Annotated in this window: 21 protein-coding genes; 8 read left to right on the plus strand and 13 right to left on the minus strand. The window is 39.1% G+C overall.

Annotated features, from left to right (window positions below):
* Positions 1 to 6 precede the first annotated feature (6 nt).
* From rplP to rpsL, 12 genes are all read right to left on the minus strand, one after another.
* The gene (gene rplP, locus WA338_RS06060; protein ID WP_009779188.1) at positions 7 to 429 is read right to left on the minus strand and encodes a 50S ribosomal protein L16; all 423 of its coding nucleotides are present in this window, start codon (positions 427 to 429) and stop codon (positions 7 to 9) included.
* Between the two features lie 19 nt (positions 430 to 448).
* Positions 449 to 1,165, minus strand: a complete 717-nt coding sequence (rpsC, locus tag WA338_RS06065) for a 30S ribosomal protein S3 (protein WP_009779187.1) — start codon at positions 1,163 to 1,165, stop codon at positions 449 to 451.
* Positions 1,166 to 1,168: 3 nt separating this feature from the next.
* Positions 1,169 to 1,579: a 50S ribosomal protein L22 gene (rplV, locus tag WA338_RS06070; RefSeq protein ID WP_009779186.1), complete on the minus strand. Its 411-nt coding sequence runs from the start codon at positions 1,577 to 1,579 to the stop codon at positions 1,169 to 1,171.
* Positions 1,580 to 1,587: 8 nt separating this feature from the next.
* A complete protein-coding gene (gene rpsS, locus WA338_RS06075) occupies positions 1,588 to 1,866 on the minus strand; it encodes a 30S ribosomal protein S19 (protein WP_009779185.1) in 279 nt (92 codons plus the stop codon).
* 6 nt (positions 1,867 to 1,872) lie between these two features.
* Entirely contained in the window at positions 1,873 to 2,697 is an 825-nt protein-coding gene (gene rplB / locus WA338_RS06080; RefSeq protein WP_009779184.1) for a 50S ribosomal protein L2, read from the minus strand.
* 9 nt (positions 2,698 to 2,706) lie between these two features.
* Positions 2,707 to 2,997: a 50S ribosomal protein L23 gene (gene rplW / locus WA338_RS06085; RefSeq protein WP_009779183.1), complete on the minus strand. Its 291-nt coding sequence runs from the start codon at positions 2,995 to 2,997 to the stop codon at positions 2,707 to 2,709.
* A gap of 4 nt (positions 2,998 to 3,001) precedes the next feature.
* A complete protein-coding gene (rplD, locus tag WA338_RS06090; protein ID WP_009779182.1) occupies positions 3,002 to 3,631 on the minus strand; it encodes a 50S ribosomal protein L4 in 630 nt (209 codons plus the stop codon).
* Positions 3,631 to 4,242 (minus strand): 50S ribosomal protein L3, encoded by a 612-nt coding sequence (gene rplC, locus WA338_RS06095; RefSeq protein WP_009779181.1) that lies wholly within the window; start codon positions 4,240 to 4,242, stop codon positions 3,631 to 3,633. The genes rplD and rplC overlap by 1 nt, the downstream gene beginning before the upstream one ends.
* Positions 4,243 to 4,398: 156 nt before the next feature.
* A complete protein-coding gene (gene rpsJ, locus WA338_RS06100; protein ID WP_009779180.1) occupies positions 4,399 to 4,704 on the minus strand; it encodes a 30S ribosomal protein S10 in 306 nt (101 codons plus the stop codon).
* Positions 4,705 to 4,715: 11 nt separating this feature from the next.
* The gene (fusA, locus tag WA338_RS06105; protein ID WP_009779179.1) at positions 4,716 to 6,848 is read right to left on the minus strand and encodes an elongation factor G; all 2,133 of its coding nucleotides are present in this window, start codon (positions 6,846 to 6,848) and stop codon (positions 4,716 to 4,718) included.
* A gap of 6 nt (positions 6,849 to 6,854) precedes the next feature.
* Positions 6,855 to 7,331, minus strand: a complete 477-nt coding sequence (gene rpsG / locus WA338_RS06110; RefSeq protein ID WP_009779178.1) for a 30S ribosomal protein S7 — start codon at positions 7,329 to 7,331, stop codon at positions 6,855 to 6,857.
* A 22-nt stretch (positions 7,332 to 7,353) separates the two neighbouring features.
* A complete protein-coding gene (rpsL, locus tag WA338_RS06115; protein ID WP_009779177.1) occupies positions 7,354 to 7,728 on the minus strand; it encodes a 30S ribosomal protein S12 in 375 nt (124 codons plus the stop codon).
* A 163-nt stretch (positions 7,729 to 7,891) separates the two neighbouring features.
* Here rpsL and WA338_RS06120 point away from each other — a divergent pair, with 163 nt between their 5' ends.
* From WA338_RS06120 to rlmB, 7 genes are all read left to right on the plus strand, one after another.
* Positions 7,892 to 9,559: a hypothetical protein gene (locus WA338_RS06120; protein ID WP_273016631.1), complete on the plus strand. Its 1,668-nt coding sequence runs from the start codon at positions 7,892 to 7,894 to the stop codon at positions 9,557 to 9,559.
* A 251-nt stretch (positions 9,560 to 9,810) separates the two neighbouring features.
* A complete protein-coding gene (locus WA338_RS06125; protein ID WP_273016629.1) occupies positions 9,811 to 13,104 on the plus strand; it encodes a SusC/RagA family TonB-linked outer membrane protein in 3,294 nt (1,097 codons plus the stop codon).
* Between the two features lie 51 nt (positions 13,105 to 13,155).
* Positions 13,156 to 14,919, plus strand: coding sequence for a SusD/RagB family nutrient-binding outer membrane lipoprotein (locus WA338_RS06130; RefSeq protein WP_336092653.1), 1,764 nt, complete (start codon positions 13,156 to 13,158; stop codon positions 14,917 to 14,919).
* Positions 14,920 to 14,932: 13 nt separating this feature from the next.
* Positions 14,933 to 15,874 (plus strand): hypothetical protein, encoded by a 942-nt coding sequence (locus tag WA338_RS06135; protein WP_273016625.1) that lies wholly within the window; start codon positions 14,933 to 14,935, stop codon positions 15,872 to 15,874.
* A gap of 439 nt (positions 15,875 to 16,313) precedes the next feature.
* The gene (locus WA338_RS06140) at positions 16,314 to 19,514 is read left to right on the plus strand and encodes a SusC/RagA family TonB-linked outer membrane protein (RefSeq protein WP_336092656.1); all 3,201 of its coding nucleotides are present in this window, start codon (positions 16,314 to 16,316) and stop codon (positions 19,512 to 19,514) included.
* Between the two features lie 7 nt (positions 19,515 to 19,521).
* Positions 19,522 to 21,111, plus strand: coding sequence for a SusD/RagB family nutrient-binding outer membrane lipoprotein (locus WA338_RS06145; RefSeq protein WP_273016621.1), 1,590 nt, complete (start codon positions 19,522 to 19,524; stop codon positions 21,109 to 21,111).
* Between the two features lie 89 nt (positions 21,112 to 21,200).
* Positions 21,201 to 21,938: a 23S rRNA (guanosine(2251)-2'-O)-methyltransferase RlmB gene (rlmB, locus tag WA338_RS06150; protein WP_273016619.1), complete on the plus strand. Its 738-nt coding sequence runs from the start codon at positions 21,201 to 21,203 to the stop codon at positions 21,936 to 21,938.
* On the opposite strand, the gene WA338_RS06155 is transcribed toward rlmB, so the two are convergent.
* A complete protein-coding gene (locus WA338_RS06155; RefSeq protein ID WP_273016617.1) occupies positions 21,931 to 22,635 on the minus strand; it encodes a rhomboid family intramembrane serine protease in 705 nt (234 codons plus the stop codon). The genes rlmB and WA338_RS06155 overlap by 8 nt on opposite strands.
* A gap of 90 nt (positions 22,636 to 22,725) precedes the next feature.
* On the opposite strand from WA338_RS06155, the gene WA338_RS06160 reads away from it, so the two are divergent.
* Complete coding sequence (locus tag WA338_RS06160; protein ID WP_009779168.1) at positions 22,726 to 24,003, plus strand: replication-associated recombination protein A; 1,278 nt, start codon at positions 22,726 to 22,728, stop codon at positions 24,001 to 24,003.
* The last annotated feature ends 57 nt before the right edge of the window (positions 24,004 to 24,060 follow it).

A 24,060-nucleotide genomic window follows, 5' to 3' on the forward strand; every position in this document is an offset into this window, starting at 1 on the left:
TAGAATTTAGTCAGCTTGATAATCCCTAGCTACTACATATTTTGTTCTCACAGGAAGCTTCTGAGCCGCCAAACGCAACGCTTCACGCGCTACTGGTTCAGACACACCTCCAATTTCAAAGAGCATTCTGCCAGGTTTAACGACAGCTGCCCAGTATTCAACAGCACCTTTACCTTTACCCATACGTACCTCAAGAGGTTTCTTTGTAATAGGCTTATCTGGAAAAATTCTAATCCATAATGAACCCTCACGTTTCATAAAACGTGTGGCAGCAATACGTGCAGCTTCTATTTGTCTAGCCGTAAGGAAATTTGCATCAAGAGATTTGATACCAAAAGTTCCGTTTGATAGTTGATGCCCTCTACCGGCATTACCCTTCATACGACCCTTCTGTTGCTTACGGAATTTTGTCTTTTTAGGCTGTAACATCTTGTTTTACTTTAAAAAATTACTTTCTACGACGTGATTTTGGCGAACCAGATCCACGACCGCCCTTTCCTTGCTTCTTAGCAAGACCTACTAAAGGAGATAATTCTCTTTTACCGTAAACCTCACCTTTCATGATCCAAACTTTGATACCCAATCTACCGTAAGTAGTATGAGCTTCTACCAAAGCATAATCAATATCAGCTCTGAATGTTGATAAAGGAATACGACCTTCTTTATAAGATTCTGAACGTGCCATTTCTGCACCGTTCAAACGACCTGAAATCTGAATCTTAATACCCTCTGCGTTCATACGCATTGCAGCCGCGATTGCCATTTTTGTGGCACGACGGTAAGAGATACGATTTTCAATTTGACGAGCTACTGAGGAAGCAACTAAATATGCGTCAAGTTCTGGACGTTTGATCTCAAAAATATTGATCTGAACTTCCTTGTTAGTAATTTGTTTAAGTTCCTCTTTCAACTTGTCTACCTCTTGACCACCTTTCCCGATAATGATACCAGGACGAGCGGTAGTGATAGTAACGGTTACAAGCTTAAGCGTACGCTCAATAATTACTCTAGACACACTAGCTTTTGATAAACGAGCGTGAATGTACTTTCTAATCTTATCGTCTTCGGCAAGTTTATCACCGTAGTCGTTACCACCGTACCAGTTAGATTCCCATCCTCTGATAATACCTAGGCGATTCCCGATTGGATTTGTCTTCTGTCCCATTTATTACTTGCTTTGTGTGTTATCTTTAGCACCAAGCACAACTGTAACGTGATTGCTGCGTTTTCTTATTCTATGTGCGCGACCTTGAGGTGCAGGGCGAAGTCTTTTTAACATACTCCCACCATCAACACGAATTTCTTTAATAAACAAGTCTGCATCCTCGATACTTGCATCTTCGTTTTTCTCTTGCCAGTTTGAAATGGCAGAAAGAACTAACTTTTCTACACGACGAGAAGCTTCCTTATTACTAAATTTCAATATTTGAAGCGCCTTCTCTACTTTTTGACCACGTACAAGATCTGCAACTAAGCGCATCTTACGAGGCGAAGTAGGGCAGTTGTTCAGTTTTGCAAAGGCTAAACTTTTCTTAGCCTCTTTTATCTGCTCTGCTCTTTCCTTTTTACGAACTCCCATAGCTTCAATTATTTTTTACCTTTATTTTTTGACCCAACATGACCTCTAAAAGATCGTGTAGGTGAAAATTCTCCTAATTTATGACCTACCATGTTCTCAGTTACATAAACTGGAACAAATTGGCGACCGTTATGAACAGCTATTGTTTGACCAACAAAATCAGGAGTAATCATAGAGGCTCTTGACCAAGTTTTGATTACTGTCTTTTTGTTAGATTCTACATTAGCAGCAACTTTTTGCTCTAACTTATAGTGAACGTAAGGTCCTTTTTTTAATGAACGTGCCATATCTTATTATTTCTTTCTACGTTCTACAATATACTTATTACTCGCTTTCGTCTTAGTACGGGTTCTATAACCTTTAGCAGGAACACCGTTTCTATTACGTGGGTGACCTCCAGAAGCACGACCTTCACCACCACCCATTGGGTGATCAACAGGGTTCATAACCACTGGTCTTGTACGAGGACGTCTACCTAACCAGCGTTTTCTACCAGCCTTACCAGAAACGATAAGCTGATGATCACTGTTAGATACCGCACCAATAGTAGCCATACAGTTAGCAAGAATTAATCTTGTTTCACCTGAAGGCAACTTCACTGTTGCAAACTTCCCATCACGAGCCATTAATTGCGCAAACGCACCTGCACTACGCGCCATAATAGCACCTTGCCCAGGACGTAATTCGATACAAGAAATAATAGTTCCTAACGGAATATCTGATAACATCAATGCATTCCCAATTTCAGGAGCAGAACCAGAGCCAGACACAACGTTCTGACCTACCTGCAACCCATTAGGTGCAATAATGTAACGCTTCTCACCATCTTGATAATTCAAAAGAGCGATAAATGCAGTACGATTTGGATCATACTCGATGCTCGCTACAGTTGCAGGAACACCCTCTTTATTTCTTTTAAAATCAATAACGCGATAGCGTTTCTTATGACCACCACCTTTGTAGCGCATGGTCATCTTACCTTGACTGTTTCTCCCTCCAGACTTTTTAATCGGAGCCAATAGGCTTTTTTCCGGCTTATCAGTAGTAATGGCGTCAAACCCATTAACTACTCTAAATCGCTGTCCTGGAGTGATCGGTTTTAATTTTCTTACTGACATTTTTTAGTCTTAAATGTTACTATAAAAATCAATCACATCACCTTCCGCCACCTGTACAATAGCTTTCTTAAAGCCTTTTGTTTTACCAGTGATCATACCAGATTTTGTAAACTTGGTACTACGATCTGGGCGAACGTTCATTGTTCTAACTTTAATTACCGAAACACCATAAGTCGCCTCTACAGCGTTTTTAATTTCGATCTTATTCGAACCGGGATTTACTTCAAATGTATAGCGGCTATTTAGCTCACTATCCATTGTAGCTTTTTCGGTAATCACGGGTTTTATTAAAATACTCATGCTGTTACTTACTTAAAGTTTGCTCAATTTCTTCTAGAGATCCTTCTAAAAACACTACATTATTTGCATTCATAATTTTGTAAGTGCTTAATTCTGAACTCGTTATAACCTCAGAGGTCTTTAAATTGCGTGACGACAAATATACATTATTATTTGACGCGCCCAACACAAACAAAGACTTTTTATTATCTAAGCCTAAAGCAGTTACAACATCAACAAAATTCTTAGTTTTTGGAGTTTCGAAATTAAAATCCTCAACTACTGTTATTGCTTTGTCATTTGCTTTAAGAGTAAGCGCAGAACGTCTTGCTAAACGCTTAAGACCTTTATTCAATTTAAATGAATAATTACGTGGTCTTGGTCCAAACATTCTACCTCCACCTTTAAATACACCAGACTTGATACTACCAGCGCGCGCTGTACCAGTACCTTTTTGTTTTTTGATCTTACGTGTACTTCCGGCAATTTCTGCACGCTCTTTAGATTTGTGAGTACCTTGTCTTTTATTAGCAAGGTGCTGCTTCACATCTAAGTAAATAGCGTGATCATTAGGCTCTATAGCGAAAACAGAATCAGAAAGGTTTGCCTCTCTACCTGTTTCTTTTCCTTTAATATCAACTACTGCTACTTTCATTATCTTTCAATAATTACATAAGAGTTTTTGTGACCAGGAACACAACCCTTAACCACAAGTAGATTCTTTTCAGCAACTACTTTTAACACTCTTAAATTTTGAACTTTTACTCGCTCATTTCCCATTTGTCCTGCCATGCGCATTCCTTTGAATACACGTGAAGGATAAGATGCCGCACCGATAGAACCTGGAGCTCTTAATCGGTTATGCTGACCGTGGGTAGACTGTCCTACACCACCAAAACCATGACGCTTAACAACACCTTGAAAACCTTTACCTTTTGAAGTACCAGCTACATCTACAAACTGACCTTCTTTAAAGACCTCAACAGTTACTGCATCACCTAATTTGTACTCACCTTCAAAATCTTGGAACTCGACAACTTTACGCTTTGCAACTGTACCTGCTTTCTTGGCGTGGCCTTGAGCAGCTTTATTTGCAGTCTTTGCGTCATCGAAACCTAATTGAAGAGCACTATACCCGTCAACCTCTTCGGTTCTGACTTGGGTAACAACGCAGGGACCTGCTTCGATAACGGTACAAGGAATATTCTTCCCATTCTCATCAAAGATGCTGGTCATACCTACTTTTTTTCCAATTAACCCAGACATATTAATTATTATTGATTATTACTTATTTAATTCTTCTTTATCGACTCTTGTCGAAAATAAAACAGGGTCAAAATACCTTCGACCCTGAATGTATTTTTATCCGTTTTTCCCTCGCCCGCAGCTCAGGACATGTTATTCCGCGATGCGGAAGGTTACTTATACCTTGATCTCTACCTCTACACCACTTGGCAATTCAAGCTTCATCAACGCATCGATCGTTTTTGAAGATGAACTGTATATATCAAGTAAACGTTTGTAAGAGCTAAGCTCAAACTGCTCACGTGATTTCTTGTTTACGTGTGGAGAACGCAATACAGTAAAGATTTTTTTGTGCGTAGGAAGTGGGATTGGTCCCGTAACTACAGCACCGGTACTTTTTACCGTTTTTACGATTTTCTCAGCAGACTTATCTACTAAGTTATGATCGTAAGATTTAAGTTTTATTCTGATTTTCTGACTCATTTCCTAGTAAATTAAGCGTTAGCAGTTCCTTTTGCTGCAGCAATAACTTCTTCAGATACGTTAGAAGGAGTTTCTGCATAGTGTGAAAATTCCATTGTAGAAGTTGCACGACCAGAAGAAAGTGTACGTAATGTAGTTACATAACCAAACATCTCAGAAAGCGGCACAATAGCTTTTACAACTTTTGCTCCAGCACGGTCACCCATACTACTCATCTGACCACGACGACGGTTAAGGTCACCCACAATATCACCCATGTTTTCTTCTGGAGTAATTACCTCCACTTTCATCATTGGCTCAAGAACAACAGCTCCAGCAGCTTTTGCAGCAGCTTTAAATCCTAATTTAGCAGCAAGCTCAAAAGACAATGCATCAGAATCTACAGGATGGAAAGAACCATCCTTAAGCGTAACTTTCATAGCATCAACCTCAAACCCAGCCAAAGGACCATTGATCATCGCTGTTTTGAATCCTTTTTCTACAGCAGGAATATATTCTTTAGGAACGTTACCACCTTTCACTTCGTTAACAAACTCTAAACCAACTTTACCTTCTTCAGCAGGCTCTAATGTAAATACGATATCTGCGAATTTACCACGACCACCTGACTGCTTCTTATAAACCTCTCTGTGATCTGCAACACGAGTGATAGCCTCTTTATACTCAACCTGTGGCTGACCTTGACTAACCTCTACTTTGAACTCACGCTTAAGACGATCTACAATAATATCTAAGTGAAGCTCACCCATACCAGAAATAATAGTCTGACCAGAAGCTTCATCAGTACGCACTTGGAATGTTGGATCTTCTTCTGCCAACTTAGCCAAAGCCATACCTAATTTATCAACATCTGCCTTAGTTTTAGGCTCAACTGCGATACCAATTACCGGATCAGGAAACTCCATACTCTCAAGTACGATTGGGTGTTTCTCATCTGATAACGTATCACCAGTCTTAATATCTTTAAATCCTACAGCTGCTCCAATATCTCCTGCCTCGATAAAGTCGATAGCATTTTGCTTATTAGAGTGCATCTGATAGATACGAGAAATACGCTCTTTGTTACCTGAACGGTTGTTCAACACATAAGAACCAGCCTCTAAACGACCTGAATAGGTACGGAAGAATGCTAAACGACCAACAAATGGATCAGTAGCAATTTTAAATGCTAATGCTGCAAATGGAGCAGTAACATCTGGCTTACGAATTTCTTCTTCTTCAGTATCTGGATTGATCCCAGTAATACCTTCTTTATCTACAGGAGATGGCAAATAACGACATACAGCATCTAACAAGAACTGCACCCCTTTATTTTTAAAGGCAGAACCACAAATCATAGGAATGATAGACATATCCATCACAGCAGCACGAAGCGCAGCGTGCACCTCATCTTCAGTAATAGAATCTTCATCCTCCATAAATTTCTCAAGCAAATTCTCATCGTAAGCAGCAACCTCTTCGATCAACATACCACGATACATTTTTGCCTCTTCTTTTAACTCTTCAGGAATATCGATAACATCAAAAGTCGATCCTTGAGTTTCATCATGCCATACAACCGCACGGTTCTTGACAAGGTCGATAATTCCTCTAAAGTCCGCCTCTTCACCGATTGGAAGTACGATAGGCACTGCATTAGAACCTAACATTTCCTTAACCTGCTTACAAACCTCAAGGAAATTTGACCCTTGACGGTCCATTTTATTCACAAAGCCCATACGCGGCACTTTGTAGTTATCAGCAAGCCTCCAGTTAGTTTCAGATTGTGGCTCAACACCATCAACCGCACTAAATAAGAAAACAAGACCATCAAGTACACGTAAAGAACGGTTTACCTCTACAGTAAAGTCAACGTGTCCCGGAGTATCGATAATATTGAAGTTATAATCTTTTGTATCTGGAAGTGGCTGTGCATTCTCCATTGGGAATTTCCAAGTACAAGTTGTCGCAGCAGAAGTAATAGTAATACCACGCTCTTGCTCTTGCTCCATCCAGTCCATAGTAGCCGCACCATCGTGCACCTCACCTATTTTATGGCTTACACCAGTATAATAAAGTATACGCTCAGTAGTTGTAGTTTTACCCGCATCAATATGAGCCGCAATACCTATGTTTCTTGTAAATTTTAAATCTCTTTGTGCCATTTTTTTTTAGAATCTAAAGTGAGAGAATGCTTTATTTGCTTCTGCCATCTTATGAGTATCTGTACGTTTTTTAACAGCAGCACCTTCTTCTTTAGCTGCAGCAAGAACCTCTGCCGCTAACTTAGAAGCCATCGATTTTTCATTACGCTTTCTAGCAAAGCTAATCAACCACTTCATAGCAGTTGAAATCTTACGATCTGGTCTAATTTGCATAGGAATTTGAAAAGTAGCACCACCTACTCTACGGCTACGCACTTCAACATGAGGCATAACATTAGAAAGGGCGTCTTTCCAAACTTCTAAAGCTGTTTTTTCGTCGTTGTTTTTCTTCTCCTCTACGATATCCATTGCATCGTAAAAGATTTTAAAGGCTACCGACTTCTTACCGTCCCACATCATCATATTAACGAAACGCGTAACCAGCTGATCGTTAAAACGAGGATCTGGTAAAAGTGGTCTTTTTTTGGCCTGTCTTTTTCTCATTTCTTCTCTTTAAAAGTTTTAATTACTTCTTAGGGCGTTTTGCTCCATACTTAGAACGACGCTGTAGTCTTCCCTGAACACCTGCAGTATCCAAAGCTCCACGTACAATGTGATATCTAACACCTGGCAAATCTTTTACCCTTCCACCTCTAACCAATACTATCGAGTGCTCTTGTAAATTGTGTCCTTCACCACCAATGTATGCATTCACCTCTTTACCGTTAGTCAATCTAACACGCGCTACTTTACGCATCGCTGAGTTAGGTTTCTTAGGCGTAGTGGTATACACACGGGTACAAACCCCGCGGCGTTGTGGGCACGAATCCAAAGCAGCCGATTTACTCTTCTTGGTTATCTTGGCTCTTCCTTTTCGTACTAATTGTGAAATTGTTGGCATAATTTCCTTTTACCTAAATTATAGTTATTATAATAGCCCTTTTCTAAGGGTGTGCAAAGCTACAAAATAAATCTAGTATTTCAACACTTAAATCATTAATTTTCAAAGAGATTTTTCTATTATTAAATTCTTAACGATTACCTAACCTAACTCCATTTAAATTTTGAAGCTTAAATTCTTCATCCTCGGCACACTCTTCCTTTTAGGTCAATCGATATCCGCACAAAAAATCCATTTAAACATTTTCACCAATTCAGCTTCAGCGGATAGCATTATCAATTCCATCACAAAACCCAACAACTTCAATTCAAAACAAGAATTAAAAGCAACCATTCAATCCTTAAACGACTCCTTATATATAAGAGGCTATTTTCAACATTACTTTTCAGACATAAAGTCAGACAGCTCGAATTCAACCTCACTAAAACTTCATTTAGGAAAGAGAACTGATTCGATCACCCTAAAAACAACCAATCCTATACTCATCGAAACGATAAGAAAAAGCAGCATCCCATTTTCTGAAAACAAATTCCGCATTGCAATAGACGAATTACAACCTACATTTCAGAAATTGCTAGCCGCCGAAAACAACTCAGGTTTCCCACTCTCCTCTGTAAGCCTGGTAAATATTCGTCAATCTAATAACCACACCCAAGCTACACTCATTTTAACAAGAGAACAACAACGCGCACTTAATACTGTCACTATTAAAGGATATGACAAATTCCCAAAATCATTTCTCAGGCACTTTCTAAAGATCAGCAAAACCACTTTATTCAAGCGAGACGAAATTATATCAAAAACAAAGAATCTAGAGAACATCCCTTTCATTCAACAAACACAGGAACCAGAACTATTCTTTTCAAAAGACAGCACAAACCTTTACTTATATATAAAGAAGAAAAACATCAACAAACTTGAAGGCTTTTTAGGATTCGCCTCAAGAGAAGATATCAGCAAGCTACGAGTTGACGGCAACTTAGATTTAGCGCTAACCAACAACTTTAATTATGGCGAATCAATAAATCTACTCTACAAAAGCAATGGCGATGAGCAACAAACATTCAATCTCCACGCTCACTTGCCTTTTATTTTAAAAACACCTCTAAGCCTTAACGCTCAGCTCAATATCTTTAGACAAGACAGTACTTTCTCTAACACCACACAAGGCTTAGAGATCTCCTACAACCCCTCTCCACAATCAGAGATCAGCTTAGCTTATAATTTTGAAAGCTCCACAACACCAACCCCACTTGCATCTACAGAAGAATTCACTAAAAACAGAATCGGTCTAGGCTTTCAATACAACAGAAGAACCACGCTTTCATTTTTTAGCAATACAGAAACAATTAAAATTTACACAGGATTTGCACAACGCCAAACAGAAAACACAGTCACACAATTCGCATTAGGCATTGAAGCTATAAAATCATTTAACACTTCAAACAACACACAGATACACCTAAAGAACAAAACCCACTATTTACAATCGAGCAGTTATCTCACCAATGAACTAGAGCGCTTTGGCGGAATGAACACCTTAAGAGGCTTCAAAGAAAACAGCCTAAACGCCAACACGTTTAGCAGCATTCAGTCTGAATTTAGATACACCCCCTCTTCAAAACTCTACATAAACAGCATATTTGACTTGGCCTACATCAAAAACGACATCACCAACCAAAAAAACACACTATACTCATTCGGGTTTGGAACTTCTTTCTTAACTCAATCAGGCACATTAAAATTGAATCTCGCCAACGGCTTAAAACCAAAAGAAGGTTTTGATTTTTCCAACACAATTCTTCATTTAACTTTTTTAACCGTTTTCTAAAAGAGCGGCAACCCACAACAAAACAAACCTAATAGTAAAATTGACTATTTAACACCAAGATAAATCAAACATTGTTAAATACTGTTAATTTTAAAGTATTATCAGTTAAAAAGGATAAAAATTAGAAATATCCTTAATTAACACATTAGCATAATTAAATTAACAAAAATTTAAAAATAACACCAAATTTGTTGTTTGAGTCTATTTTTTTAATCATTTTTATCCTCGGCTAATTCAAATAAATATTAAACATGAAAAAACGATTACAAGGATTTCTAATGCTCTTTGTAGCATTAGTTGTGCAAGTTTCTTTTGCACAAACCAGAACAATTTCTGGAACGGTAACCGACGATAGTGGTGTCCCACTTCCCGGGGTTAACGTTCTTATCTCCGGAACATCAACCGGAACTCAAACAGATTTTGATGGATTGTATTCTATTGAAGCATCAACCGGAGACGTGCTTACATTTAGTTATGTAGGATTTTCTCCGCAAGATGTAACAGTAGGCACTTCTTCTACTATTGATGTTCAATTAACAGCAGGTGAAGCACTCGAAGAAGTAGTTGTAACCGCCCAAGGAATTAAAAGGGAGAAAAAAGCACTAGGTTACGCTGTAAGTGAAGTAGCTTCAGACGAATTAGAACAACGTCCAGAATCTGACGTTGCTCGTGTTCTATCAGGTAAGGCTTCAGGTGTTGAGATCACTGCACAAAACGGTACTTCCGGTTCTGCAACAAACGTGGTAATACGTGGTTACACCTCCATCAATGGTAGTAACCAGGCTTTATTCGTTGTTGACGGTGTGCCTTTTGCAAGTGACACCAACTCATCAGGAAGTTTTGTTAACGGTAACACAGGTTCGAGCCGCTTCTTAGATATTGACCCTAACAACATCGCGAGCGTTACTGTACTTAAAGGTCTGGCAGCTGCTACACTATACGGTACCGATGGTAGAAACGGGGTTATATTAATCACTACTAAAGCAAATAGTGGCCAAGGAGCTAAGAAGAAAACTGAAATCACATTGAACCAGTCTTTCTTTTTCAATGAAATCGCATCTCTTCCAGATTATCAACAAGAGTATGGTGGAGGTTTTAACCAATCTTTTGGATGGTTCTTTAGTAACTGGGGACCAAATTTCAGCCCGAACGGAGTTGACGGTTATTTAAATGACCCTGCCGGGATTATTGATGCAAATGGAAATGTTCCTCATCCATATTCTACTAACGCATTCTTAAGAAACTTCTTAGGAGGAGAAAATGAACTTTATCAGTCTTACCAAGGAGTTGATTATGCTTATAGACCCTATGCCAGTGTTGAAAACTTTTTCAGAACAGGTAGCGTAAGCAGTACTTCTTTAAACATAAGAGGAGCCTCTGATGATGGGAATATGTCTTTCAACGTAAACTTTGGTCATACAGACGATGAAGGTTTCACACCTGGAAACAGCCTTACAAGAAACACTCTTTCTGTAGGTGGTCGTGCTAAATTGACAAATAACTTTACGGTAACAGGAATTCTTAACTACTCAAGAACCAATTTTGTAACTCCACCAGTAGCTGCGGGTGATGGTAACGCTAATTACGGACTATCTGTTTTTGGTCAAGTATTCTTTACTCCAATTGGTGTGGATCTAATGGGATTACCTTACGAAATTCCAGAAACTGGCGGTAGTATTTACTATCGTAATGGTAATGACATCGTAAACCCACGTTGGATTGTGGCAAACGCTCAAAACGGACAGCTTACTAATCGTGTTTTTGGTAACGCGCAGCTATCTTATGAGTTTAACGACAATGTTAGTTTCCTATATCGTGGAGGTATCGACATCTATAATGAAAGAAACCACTCCTACTCAAACCGAGGAGGTGTAAACAGTGATGCTGACCGCTTTGGTTATTATGACACTTGGGATAACAATAGAACTAACTTTAATCACTATGCAGCATTTTCAGGAAACTATGACTTAACGGCAGACCAAAAGCTAAACGTTAGCTTTCTTGTAGGTGGAAGCTCTTTAGGAGAATATTACGACAGACAAGGTGTTGCAAGTACAAGTCAAATTGTATATAACGTACAAAGACACTTCAACTTTGAAAACCAATTACCAATTCAAAGTACTTCCGAAAGAAATACAATAGGTTTATTTGGAGATTTATCGTTTGAATACGACAACTATCTTTATCTATCATTATCTGGAAGAAATGACTGGATCTCTAACCTTATTTCAGAAAACAACAGTCAATTCTACCCTAGTGTAAGTGCTTCTTTCATCCCAACATCAGCTTTTGAAGGTTTTGGCGGCGGAAACAGTTTAGGCCTAAACTATCTTAAATTAAGAGCAGGTCTTGGATCATCTGCAGGATTCCCTGGCGGCTACCCTACGGTAAACACCATCGGTCAATCTACCCAAGTTTCAGGTGGTGCCGTTGGAGGACCAGGCGGAATTGTAACCAATGCAGTAAGCGATGGTCTTGCAAACCCTAACCTAAGACCAGAATTAATTAGCGAATGGGAAGTTGGTTTTGATGCTAGATTGCTTAAAAACCGACTAGATGTAAGTTTATCTTACTATGATCGTACCACTACAGATCAGATTGTAGGTATTCCATTATCCACATCTTCTGGATACACAAGTACTACAGGAAACATTGGTAAAGTAGAAGGTACCGGTTGGGAAGTTGATCTTGGAGTAGACATCTTTAAGAGTTCTGAACCAACAGGTTTCAATTGGAATACACGAGTTAACTTCACTACAAACGAGCAAATCGTTACTGAACTAGGAAGTGACCAAATTGTTTATGCAGGATTCTCAAACCTAGGTAACGCTGCTATTCAAGGTGAGCAACTTGGGGTGATCGTAGGAAGCCGTATTCTTCGCGATGATAATGGAAATTATGTTGTAGGAAACGATGGTTTCTATGTTTCTGAAACAGAAGTTTACATTGATGATGCTGGTAATGAAGTAGAAGCAGGAACTGAAGGAGCGCGTTCTATCGCTCCTATAATCGGTAATCCTAACCCTGATTATGTAATGAACTTGATCAACACGATCTCTTACCAAAACTTCACACTTGGTTTTCAACTTAGTCACGTAAGTGGTGGTGACATCTACTCACAAACAATAGGAACTTTACTAGGTCGTGGATTAATTAATCCTGATCGTAGAGAACCATTTATATTACCGGGTGTATTGGCCGATGGTTCTCCTAACAGACAACAATTAGACAACTCATCATTCTATTTTGATAATGTTCTTTTTGGACCTAGCGAATTAAGAATCTATGACGCTTCAGTTATACGTCTTAAAGAATTATCCTTAAGCTACAATATGCCTAAAAAATGGTTAGATAAAACTCCGTTCGGTAATTTATCTATCACTGCAGCAGGTTATAACTTATGGTATGATGCTTACAACACTCCAGACCGCGCTAATTTTGACCCTAACGTTGCTGGTATTGGTGTTGGTAACGGACGTGGGTTTGACTACCTCAACGGTCCTAGTTCAAGAAGATATGGATTAAGCGTTAAAGCGACATTCTAAGCTAATCGTAGAAGTCTACAATTATAATAGCATCTACTAAAAATTTTTAATATGAAAAAAATATATAATGTATTATTTATAGCTTTTCTTTCAGCCTTTACAGTCTTTCAAAGTTGTGAGACCGTTGAGCTAGAAATGCTAGAAAACCCTAACTCGTTGAGCCCCGATCAGGCCAACCCTACACTATTATTTAATAGTGTACAGCTGAGTTACAGAAATGGTGTTGCCTCTTTCAACAACATCGGTGCACAGCTTGGAAGAATAGACTATATGAGTGGCCGTATCTACTTTAACAATTACGGAAGTGGTACTATGAACGGCCCTTGGGCAAATCTATTCAGCTCAATGAATCCTGATATTGCTGTAATAGAAGAATCAAACACAGATGGATCTTACGACTATATCTTAGGAGCATCAAAGGCGATGCAAGCACACATGATGATGTTATTGGTTGACTATATTGGTGATATCGTTTGGACTGAAGCAAACATGCCTTTAGAGTTCCCTAATCCACAATTAGATGATGATGCCGCAGTGTATGATGCCGCGCTATCTTTATTGGATGAAGCTTCTGCTCTTTTACAGGGCTCAAGTGCAGGTACTGCAACAGACCTATATTATGAAGGTGATGCAAGCAAATGGATAAAATTTGTTAATACGCTTAAAATGCGTGCAGCACTTACAACCGGAGATTACAATGGTGTTATTAATGCAACTAACGTAATTGAAAGTGCTGATGACAATTTCGCATTTGCCTATGGTACAAACCTACAGCAACCTGACACACGTCATCCTGATTACGCTAGTGATTATACCGATAGTGGTGCAAACCTTTATAGATCTAACTGGTTGATGAACCTAATGGCAGGAACTTATGGAGATCTGTCTAGTAATACTGATCCACGTAGAAGATATTACTTCTATCGTCAAAACGCTGTAACTCCTGGTAGTTTCACCCTGTTGTTTTGGGAAGCAGACGAAAGTTATTACCTATACAATGGAGATGTTGATGCAGCTGCATTAGCGTGTTCCGCACAAGATGTACCTGGTCACTTAGAATTCACCGAGGAAGAAGATTACTGGTGTTCTATGCGCTTAGGATACTGGGGTAGAATTCACGGTAATAACGAAGGTATTCCACCAGATTCATTCTTGAGAACAGCGTCTGGTGTATATCCAGCAGGAGGTAGATTTGACGACAATTTAGACTGGGTAATTCTTTCAGCAGATCAAAGCGACATCACATTTTATGATGCAGCAGTAGGCCTTGGCCTTGGAGCCGGTGGTGCTGGTATCGAGCCTATCATATTATCTTCATTTGTTGAATTCTGGAGAGCTGAAGCATATACCATGTTAGGTCAAGACAGCAATGCTGAAGCTGCATTTGAAGCTGGTGTAACTGAATCTATTAGCTATGTAACTACATTTTCTGACCCTACAGCAGACACCAGTTTAGCTCCAACAGAGGAAGAAATCGACGACTTCATCGCAGATATCACAGATGATTTTGCTGATGCAGATGATGACACGGCGTTAGATGCATTCGGATGGCCTGTTGAAAAGTCTAAATTAGACATCCTAGGTGAGCAATTCTTCATCGCAATGTATGGAGGTGGCGCTGATGCATTCAACTTCATCAGAAGAACTGGATACCCAAGAACACTTGCTAGAAATATAGATCCTAACCCAGGACCGTTCCCTAGAACACTTCTATATCCTTCAAGCGAAGTTAACGCGAATCCAAATGTTAGTCAAAGACAAGATAACGCAACTCAGGTATTCTGGGATTCTGGAGTGACTAACCCTGCAAACTAAAATCAATATGAAGATGAAAAATTTATTTAAATACATACTAATTTTAGGGCTTGTCTTTAACACAATATCTTGTGATGACGACCCAGATAATGCAATCTACACCGTCTTAGATTATGAGAAAGGTGCTGCATTAAGAACTATTGAGGTGATAAACGCCTCCTTAAACTCAAGCGACCCGTCTTCTACATTTGCTGTTACCGTAGAGGAGCAAGATGAGCTTGATGGGGATTTAATGGAAAGTGTAGACATCTACGTTTCCCTTAGAGACTTAACAAGTGACAACGGAACTTCTGATCCAAACAGAAGCCTTGTAAAAACGGTTTCTGCTTCAGAATTCTCTGAAGGTCCTGTCGGATTACCAAGAGCAACATTAACTGCAACTTTTGGTGAAGCTGTTTCTGCTATGGGAATTACAGAAAATGAGTATACCGCTGGTGACGTTTTTATCTTTGAGTTAGTATTAAACTTAACTGACGGAAGATCATTAGGACCAGAAAGTAGCTCTGGCGTATTAACCGGTGTATTTTTCCAAGCTCCATTCCAATACAATGCTTTATTAACCTGTTCACCAGAGCCAGGTGACTACACAGTAAGAATGTTTGATTCTTACGGTGATGGTTGGCAAACAGACTGTGGCAATGGAGGGTCAGGAATTACAATTGTACTTGATTCCACGACTCTAGAAGTAGGTCTTTGCTCTCCATATGGAGGATGTAATGACGGTGCTTTCCTAGATGAAAGCCAAGGAGGCTGTACTCCAAATGATGGCTATGAAGGAGTTGCAACTGTAACTATTCCTGAAGGAACAGTAAGCGCTGAGTGGAACTTCCCTGGAGATAATTACGGAGAAATTCGTTTTGAGGTTTATGCTCCAGATGGCTCTTTAGTTTACGATTCAGGAGATTTTGGTGAGCAAGCCTCCGGTTTATTACCAATTACTGTTTGTGCTCAATAAGCTAAATCAAGATACCACGTAGAGATTATTAGCCAATAATCGAAGAAGCCTGCAAGTTTACTTGCAGGCTTTTTTTATGTGATCTATTTCTTATAGCAAATTTTAACACTTGTATATTAATGGATTTCAACACCCTTATTATTCCTAGACATATAACATCTTCTCAAACGATATAAACACCAAAAATTCTAAACTACATGGCAAAACATTAACACAGACAAACATCTACCTTTCAGCGCCTTATACTTCACGTTAACATATTTTTTACAAATACTTTAAAATTATACAAATTTACGAGCAGAACATTAACATATTCTCATATATACGCTGTTTAGGATAAGAATTAAACAAGAGCTCCTTTAAATTTTATGATGAATAAATTGGTTATTGATTATTATTTATACAAATTCGCCACTGGCTAATTCAAATAAACAATAACATGAAAATTAAATTTACTGGATTGCTAACGCTTTTCTTGGCGTTAGCAGTGCAATTTTCTTTTGCACAAACCAAAGAAGTAACCGGTACGGTTACTGATGGAAGCGGTGTTCCGCTTCCCGGCGTAAACATCGTCATCCAAGGTACCACTACCGGTACACAAACAGACTTTGACGGTAATTATGCAATTTCAGCTTCAGAAGGTCAAACTCTTGTCTTTTCTTATGTAGGATTTGGTGATTCTGAGCAAGTAGTTGGTGCATCAAGCACAATTAATGTAAGTCTTACCGCAGGTGAAGCACTTGACGAAGTCGTTGTTACCGCCTTAGGTATTTCAAGAGAGAAAAAATCACTAGGTTATGCGACTCAAGAAGTAAGTAATGAGGAGCTAACACAAACAAGAAACAGCAACGCGCTTAACGCCTTATCTGGTAAGGTAGCAGGTGTTCAAATTTCTAATGCGAGTGGTAACTTGGGTGGTTCTTCTAGAATTTTAATACGTGGTATTGGTTCTATTACTCAGGAAAACAGACCTCTTATAGTTGTTGATGGTATTCCATTAGATAACAGTAACTATAACAGTACCTCTGCTCAAAATGGTGGCGGTGGCCGTGATTTTGGTGATACTGGTTTTGACATCAACCCTGACGATATAGAAAGTATGAACGTACTTAAAGGTGGTGCTGCAGCAGCGCTTTACGGTTCTCGTGCATCTAATGGTGTAATTCAGATTACTACGAAGTCAGGTAAAAAAGGTAAAGGTGAGGTAACTGTAAATACAGGAATCACTTTTGAAGAAGTAAACATTTTACCACAAACGCAAAAACTCTACGGAGGTGGTGGTGGTAACTACACTATTGGAGATCAAGGAGGTTTTAACCAAGCGACAATCAACGGTTCTACTTACAACTTAGTTGACTATGCTACTGATGAATCTTGGGGACCACGCTATGAAGGTCAGCCGGTATTACACTGGGATGCTTTAGAACCAGGAACACCAGGTTATTTACAAACAAGACCTTGGGTCGCTCCTGCAAATGATGGTAGTACCCTATTCAAAACAGGTTATTCTTACAACAATGGCGTAGCCTTTTCACAAGCAGGTGAAGACTCTAACATGCGTATGTCTATAAACAACACGCAGACTGAAGGGATTTTACCTAACACAAAATTGAACAAAACGAGTATCAACTTCAATGGTTCAACAAAAATTGGTGACAAATTAAAAGTTGACGCTTCGGTAAACTTTACGGTAACTGATGGTTTTAACAGACCTGCTTCAGGTTACACAGGAGAAAGTGTAATTCTTCAATTATATCAATTTGGACAGACTTCACTTGATTATGAAAGATTGAAAAATTATCGTACTGCCGATGGTACTCAAAGAACATGGAACAGAGTTGCTTACGACGACCCTACTCCTCGATATACTGATAACCCATACTGGGTATTGAATGAAAATACTGCAGAAGATAAAAGAACGCGTTGGTATGGTACTGTAGGTGCCACTTACAACTTTACTGATGATTTCTATGCGGTAGCAAAAGTGTATGGTGATACTTATGATTTCAGAATTAATCAAAGAACTGCTGTAGGCTCACAAGCACAAGCATCTTACTCTGAGAGTGATCGTGATTTTCAAGAGATCAACTACGAAGGTAGACTACACTTTGACAAAACTGTATTTGATGACAAATTAAGCATCAATGCTTTTGTAGGTGGTAACAGAAGGGTTAATGAATACCATTTCTTAGGTTCAAATACCAATGGTGGTCTTGTTGTTCCTGGATTCTACAATCTTAGTAACTCTGTAGATAACCCTACCGTGAGTGAAAGTGATACACAACGTCAAATAAACAGTTTATTTGGCTCGGTTTCTTTAGGCTATGATAACTTCGCTTACTTAACAGTTACAGGTCGTAATGACTGGTCATCCACCCTTCCTGCAGAGAACAATTCATACTTCTACCCTTCTGTTAGTGGTAGTTTTATCGCTTCTCAATTCATTAATGCAGACTGGCTTTCTTTCTTAAAACTTAGAGCAGGTTATGCTGAAGTTGGTAGTGATACCACACCATACCAACTTAGTAATGTTTTCATCGGAAGCAACCCATTTTTAGGATCTGTTCCTTTCTCACTTAACAATAGTAACAGAAACCCTAATTTACTTCCAGAAGAGAAAAGAACTTATGAATTTGGTGTTGAAGCTTCTTTCTTCAACAGACGTTTAGGTTTTGATGTAACTTATTACAATGAGTTAACTAAAGACTTGATTACTCCAGTTCAAGTTGATCCTGCTACCGGTTTCTCTAGCACTGTGCTTAATGCTGGTGAGTTAGAGAATAAAGGTATTGAGATTCTTGTTAATGCAACTCCAATAATGACCGATGATTTTTCTTGGGATGTAACTTGGAACTTTGCTAAAAACGAGAACACTTTATTAAGTCTTGCACAAGGTCTTGAAACGCTTCAAATAGCAAGTTTCCCTTTTAACGGTGTTTCTTTGAACGCGGTTGTAGGCGAGCGTTATGGTCAAATACGTGGTACAAACTATGTATATGATGACGCTGGAAACCGTGTTGTAAATTCTAACGGAAGCTACGCAGAAACTCAAGATGTTGAAAATCTTGGTTCTATTCTACCGGATTACAATATGGGTATTAGAAACACATTCACTTACAAGGGCATTAGTTTAGGTGTGTTAATCGACAGACAAAAAGGTGGTGTATACCGTTCTTTAACCAATATCTGGGGTAACTACTCTGGTATTTTAGAGCAAACTGCCGCTAACAACATTCGTGAAGAAGGTTTAGTGCTTCCTGGTGTGACTGGTGATGTAACGTATAATGACGATGGTTCTTATACCGTATCAAATACTGCTGAAAATACTCAGGTAATCTCAGCACAACAATACGGTACTGACTTCTACTTTGGTAATGATGCACAAAACGTTTTTGACGCTTCTTACTGGAAATTACGTGAAATAACCCTTGGCTACAACCTTCCTAAAAATTGGATAGGTAACGCATTTAGCGAAGTACGTGTAACTGCATTTGGTAGAAACCTACTCGTTTGGGGTCTTGACAATGACAACTTCGATCCAGAAATCGCTACTACCGGTAGTGGTAACATTCAAGGTTCTGAAGGTGGTTCTTTACCGTCAACACGTTCTTACGGACTTAACGTTCAATTAAAATTTTAAGAAAAAGATGAAAAATAAATTTATAATCTTATTAATGCTCGTCATCTCCGCAGGATTTAGTTCTTGTGATGAGGGCTTAGAAGAAGTTAATATAAACCCTAACGACCCTGAAGTCGTTCCTACTGCAAACATTTTTGCATCTGCTACTAAAAGCTTTATCGATTTTAATCGTAACGCTTTTAATTCAGGACGTTTAACGCAAAACTGGGTAGAATACTGGGGGCAAACAGCTTATGCTGACGAAGATCGCTATTTATATCGTGAGTCTTCTGCTCAAAGTATTTATCAAAACACATACTTAGTTGCATCAGATCTAAAGTCTATCATTGATCTTAACACCGATGAAGCGACAATGGATGACGCTGCTGCTTCTGGAGATAACGACAACCAAGTTGCTGCTTCTCGTATTATGTTATCTTACATGTTTTATGAGTTGACCAATTTCTTTGGTGATGTACCTTACTATTCTTACGGTTCTAATAATGAGAATTTTCAGGCACTTGATGTTGATGAAGATTTGAATCCGGTATTTGCTCCTCAAGAGGAAATCTATGCTGATATTCTTAGCGAACTACGTCAGTCTGCAGATATGATCAATGTTAACAGCCCGGTATTCACCAGTGGTGATAACATTTTTAACGGTGATGCTGCAAAATGGAAAAAGTTTGCAAACTCATTGATCTTAAGAGTAGCAAACAACCTTCGCGAAGTTGACCCAACAACTGCCTCTAATGCAATCAACGTGGCGGTTCAGTCTGGAGTAATGACTTCTAACGATGACAACGCAGTACAAAGCTATGAGACTACTGACCTAAACGCTTCTCCTTGGTGGAGAGCCTTTATTGGTAGAACTGACTTTGCTGTAACTGCTCCATTTATTGACCTTCTTAAAGGAGAAAGTGGAAACTTTGGCCTTGATCCTAGATTATTTGAAATGGCAGCGCCAATTTCAGCAGGAATTCAAGAGGTACAAGATGGGACTTATACACCAAGCAATGATCCTGCAGATTATGTAGGTGCTCCATATGCATTTAGAAACATGAACGCACTTCCATTCTCTTCATACTCTTTTATGAGTAGTAAAGTATTGAGACCAGATTATGGCGAAGTACTTATGGAATATGCTGAAGTTGCTTTCATCCTTTCTGAAGAAAATGGTTTTGACCAAGCAAATTACGAGGAAGGTGTACGTGCATCTATGGAAAAATGGGGCGTAGCTGATGCTGATATCACTGCATTTGTAAGCGCTTTACCTGCTGCTTCTGAAGAGAATGTACTTAATCAAAAGTATGTTGCCTTATATATGCAGCCAAATACGGCATACGCAATGTACAGAAGAACAGGATATCCTAATGTTTTATTATTACCTGGTGACACAGTAACCTTGCCTCAAAATCAAATTGATGCGCAATCACCTGATAATAGAATTGAATCATACACTTTTGAATCTGGTGTAAACGGAGTGACTGATTTACCTTTCCGTTTAAGATACCCACAAATCTTGCAAACGCTTAACGGTGAAAATCGTGCAGCAGCTGCTTCAGGTTTAGAAAATGGAGATACCATACTTAGTCAATTATTTTGGGATGTTGACTAACGCTCCAGTTATTATTTGATTTAGGAAAGCCACCTTTTTAGGTGGCTTTTTTATTTCTGCATCCCAATTAACCAACTTATCTTTGCCGTATGTCAAAAACCACAAACATCTACGGAACCCGGGCAATTATCGAAGCGATTCAAGCCGGCAAAGAAATTGGTAAAATTTATCTTCAAAAAGGCTTAAGCAATCCACTTTCTAAAGAATTAGATAAGTTGATTCGTGAGGAGGGAATTTCGGTTTCTTATGTTCCGCAGGAAAAACTTCATAAACTTTCTGATCAAAATCATCAAGGAGCAATTGCGACTATCTCCCCTATTCAATTCGCCGAATTTGAAGCTACCGCCGAAGCAGTTTTGGCAGCTGCAAAACCCGGACTTTTTCTGCTATTAGATCAATTGACAGATGTGCGTAATTTTGGTGCTATTATCCGTACTGCGGTTTGTACCGGTGTCGATGCTATCATCATCCCAAAATCTGGTGGAGCTCCCGTTACCGATGATACGGTTAAAACTTCAGCAGGAGCGATTTTTAATATCCCAATTTCTAAGGTTGATCACATCAAAGATGCTTTGTTCTACTTACAGGGTTCTGGTGTACAAGTTGTCGCTGCTACAGAAAAAACCGAAGATTCTATTTATGATCTAGACTATACGACACCTACCGCGCTTGTAATGGGTAGTGAAGGAAAAGGTGTTACACCGGGAGTTTTAAAACTTGTAGATCATAAGGCAAAACTGCCCATGGCAGGAACTATTAGTTCGCTTAATGTTTCGGTGGCTTGTGGGGCTTTTCTTTATGAAGTCGTACGACAACGCATCAAGTAAGTTCATCTTCTTCCTCTTCTTCTGAAGGCGGATCTATAAAATTTCCATCTTCATCAAATTGCTGTAAAAAAGGGTCATCCTCCGGATTATAAGCTTCGGTTTCCCAAACATATTTTACAGGTTTTGCAATTTTAGCCTTGAACACAAAAGCTAGAATCAAACCTGTTAAAAAACCGGATAAGTGGCCTTCCCAACTCATTCCATCACGTATAGGCATCGTTCCCCAAATTAAACTTCCGTAGAGAAAAACCACAATTAGTGAAAAAGCAGTCAGCCGATAGTGCTTAGACCAAATTCCTTTAAAAAATAAAAAGGAAGCAAGACCATAAACCACACCGCTGGCTCCTATGTGGTACGCGTCTCTTCCTATAAGCCACGTCCCTAAGCCAGAACCCAAAACGATCCAGAAAAGGACCTGCCACGCCACCGGTTTATAGAAATAAAACAAACCTGCGATAAGAACCAATGTAGGTACACTATTGTGCCACAGATGACTTAAGGTGGAATGTATAAACGGAGAAAGAATGATACCCGCCAAGCCAGAAATTTCACGAGGTTTGACGCCGAAAGGAGTAAAATTATATCCAAACCTCAACTCAAACCAAAATACCAGCCATAAAGACAATACAACAATCAACGGGTATAAAACCACACCTGTTGAAAATTGAAAAGCCGAATTTTGTCTTTGAGCGTTCATTCTATTATCTAATCTAGCAATTGTTTGGCCAAAATCATAAAGTAAGAAATACTGGCAGTTTATCCCGTACAAATAAATAATTTTGAAGTTATGAATACACCGCTAGCAGAACGTTTACGTCCTAAAACATTAGACGACTATTTGAGCCAAGAACACCTTGTAGGAGACAAAGGTTCTTTAACTTCTTCTATAAAATCTGGAGTCATCCCTTCACTTATTTTATGGGGACCCCCGGGCGTTGGTAAAACCACGTTAGCTTCTATAATTGCTGAAGAATCCAAACGTCCATTTTATGTTTTAAGTGCGATAAATAGTGGAGTAAAAGACGTACGTGAAGTCATTGATAAAGCAAAAAATGCGGGAGGTCTGTTTACACAGAAAAATCCGTTATTGTTTATAGATGAGATTCACCGTTTTAGTAAATCGCAGCAAGACTCGCTTCTCGCTGCAGTAGAAAAAGGCTGGGTTACTTTGATAGGCGCAACTACAGAAAACCCAAGTTTTGAAGTGATTCCTGCATTGCTGTCACGCTGTCAAGTTTATGTGCTCAATCCATTTTCTGCAGACGATCTCAGAGCGCTTTTGAAGCGGGCTATGACGCAGGACAGCATTTTGTCTAAAAAAGAAATAGAACTTCAAGAGACTGAAGCGCTGTTGCGCATCAGCGGTGGTGATGCACGTAAACTGCTTAATATTTTTGAGCTTCTGGTCACCACAGAAACTTCAGAAAAAGTGGTGATCACCAATGCGATGGTACAACAAAAAGTGCAGCAAAATACGGTGATGTATGACAAAACCGGTGAGCAGCACTACGATATCATTTCGGCATTTATAAAATCAATACGAGGCAGTGACCCTAATGCGGCGGTTTACTATCTCGCCCGTATGTTAGAAGGTGGTGAAGATTTGAAGTTTATCGCCAGAAGACTTATCATTCTTGCTTCTGAAGATATTGGCAATGCCAATCCTACCGCTCTAATTATGGCTACAAATGCATTCACTGCCGTCACTACAATAGGTTATCCTGAAGCTCGAATCATCCTGAGTCAGTGCGTTACTTATCTTGCCACTTCTCCCAAAAGCAACGCATCGTACATGGCGATCAACAGAGCACAACAACTGGTTAAGCAAACAGGAGATTTACCTATTCCCATTGCATTGCGCAATGCCCCTACAAAACTTATGAAAGAATTGGGCTACGGCGACGAATATAAATACTCGCACGATGGTGCAGGCAATTTTATAGCTCAAGAATTTTTACCGGAACAAATCACCAATCAAAAGCTTTATGATCCCGGCGCTAATGCGCGTGAAGATGGAATTAGAAAATTCCTAAAAAATAGATGGGGAGACAAATATGATTACTAGCCGCTCTAAGTAAACTATTTTAAGATGTTATATTATTAAGTGTTACAAAAGAAAACT

This window comes from Leeuwenhoekiella sp. CH_XMU1409-2, assembly GCF_037029365.1.
GTDB classification, from domain to species: Bacteria; Bacteroidota; Bacteroidia; order Flavobacteriales; family Flavobacteriaceae; genus Leeuwenhoekiella; species Leeuwenhoekiella blandensis.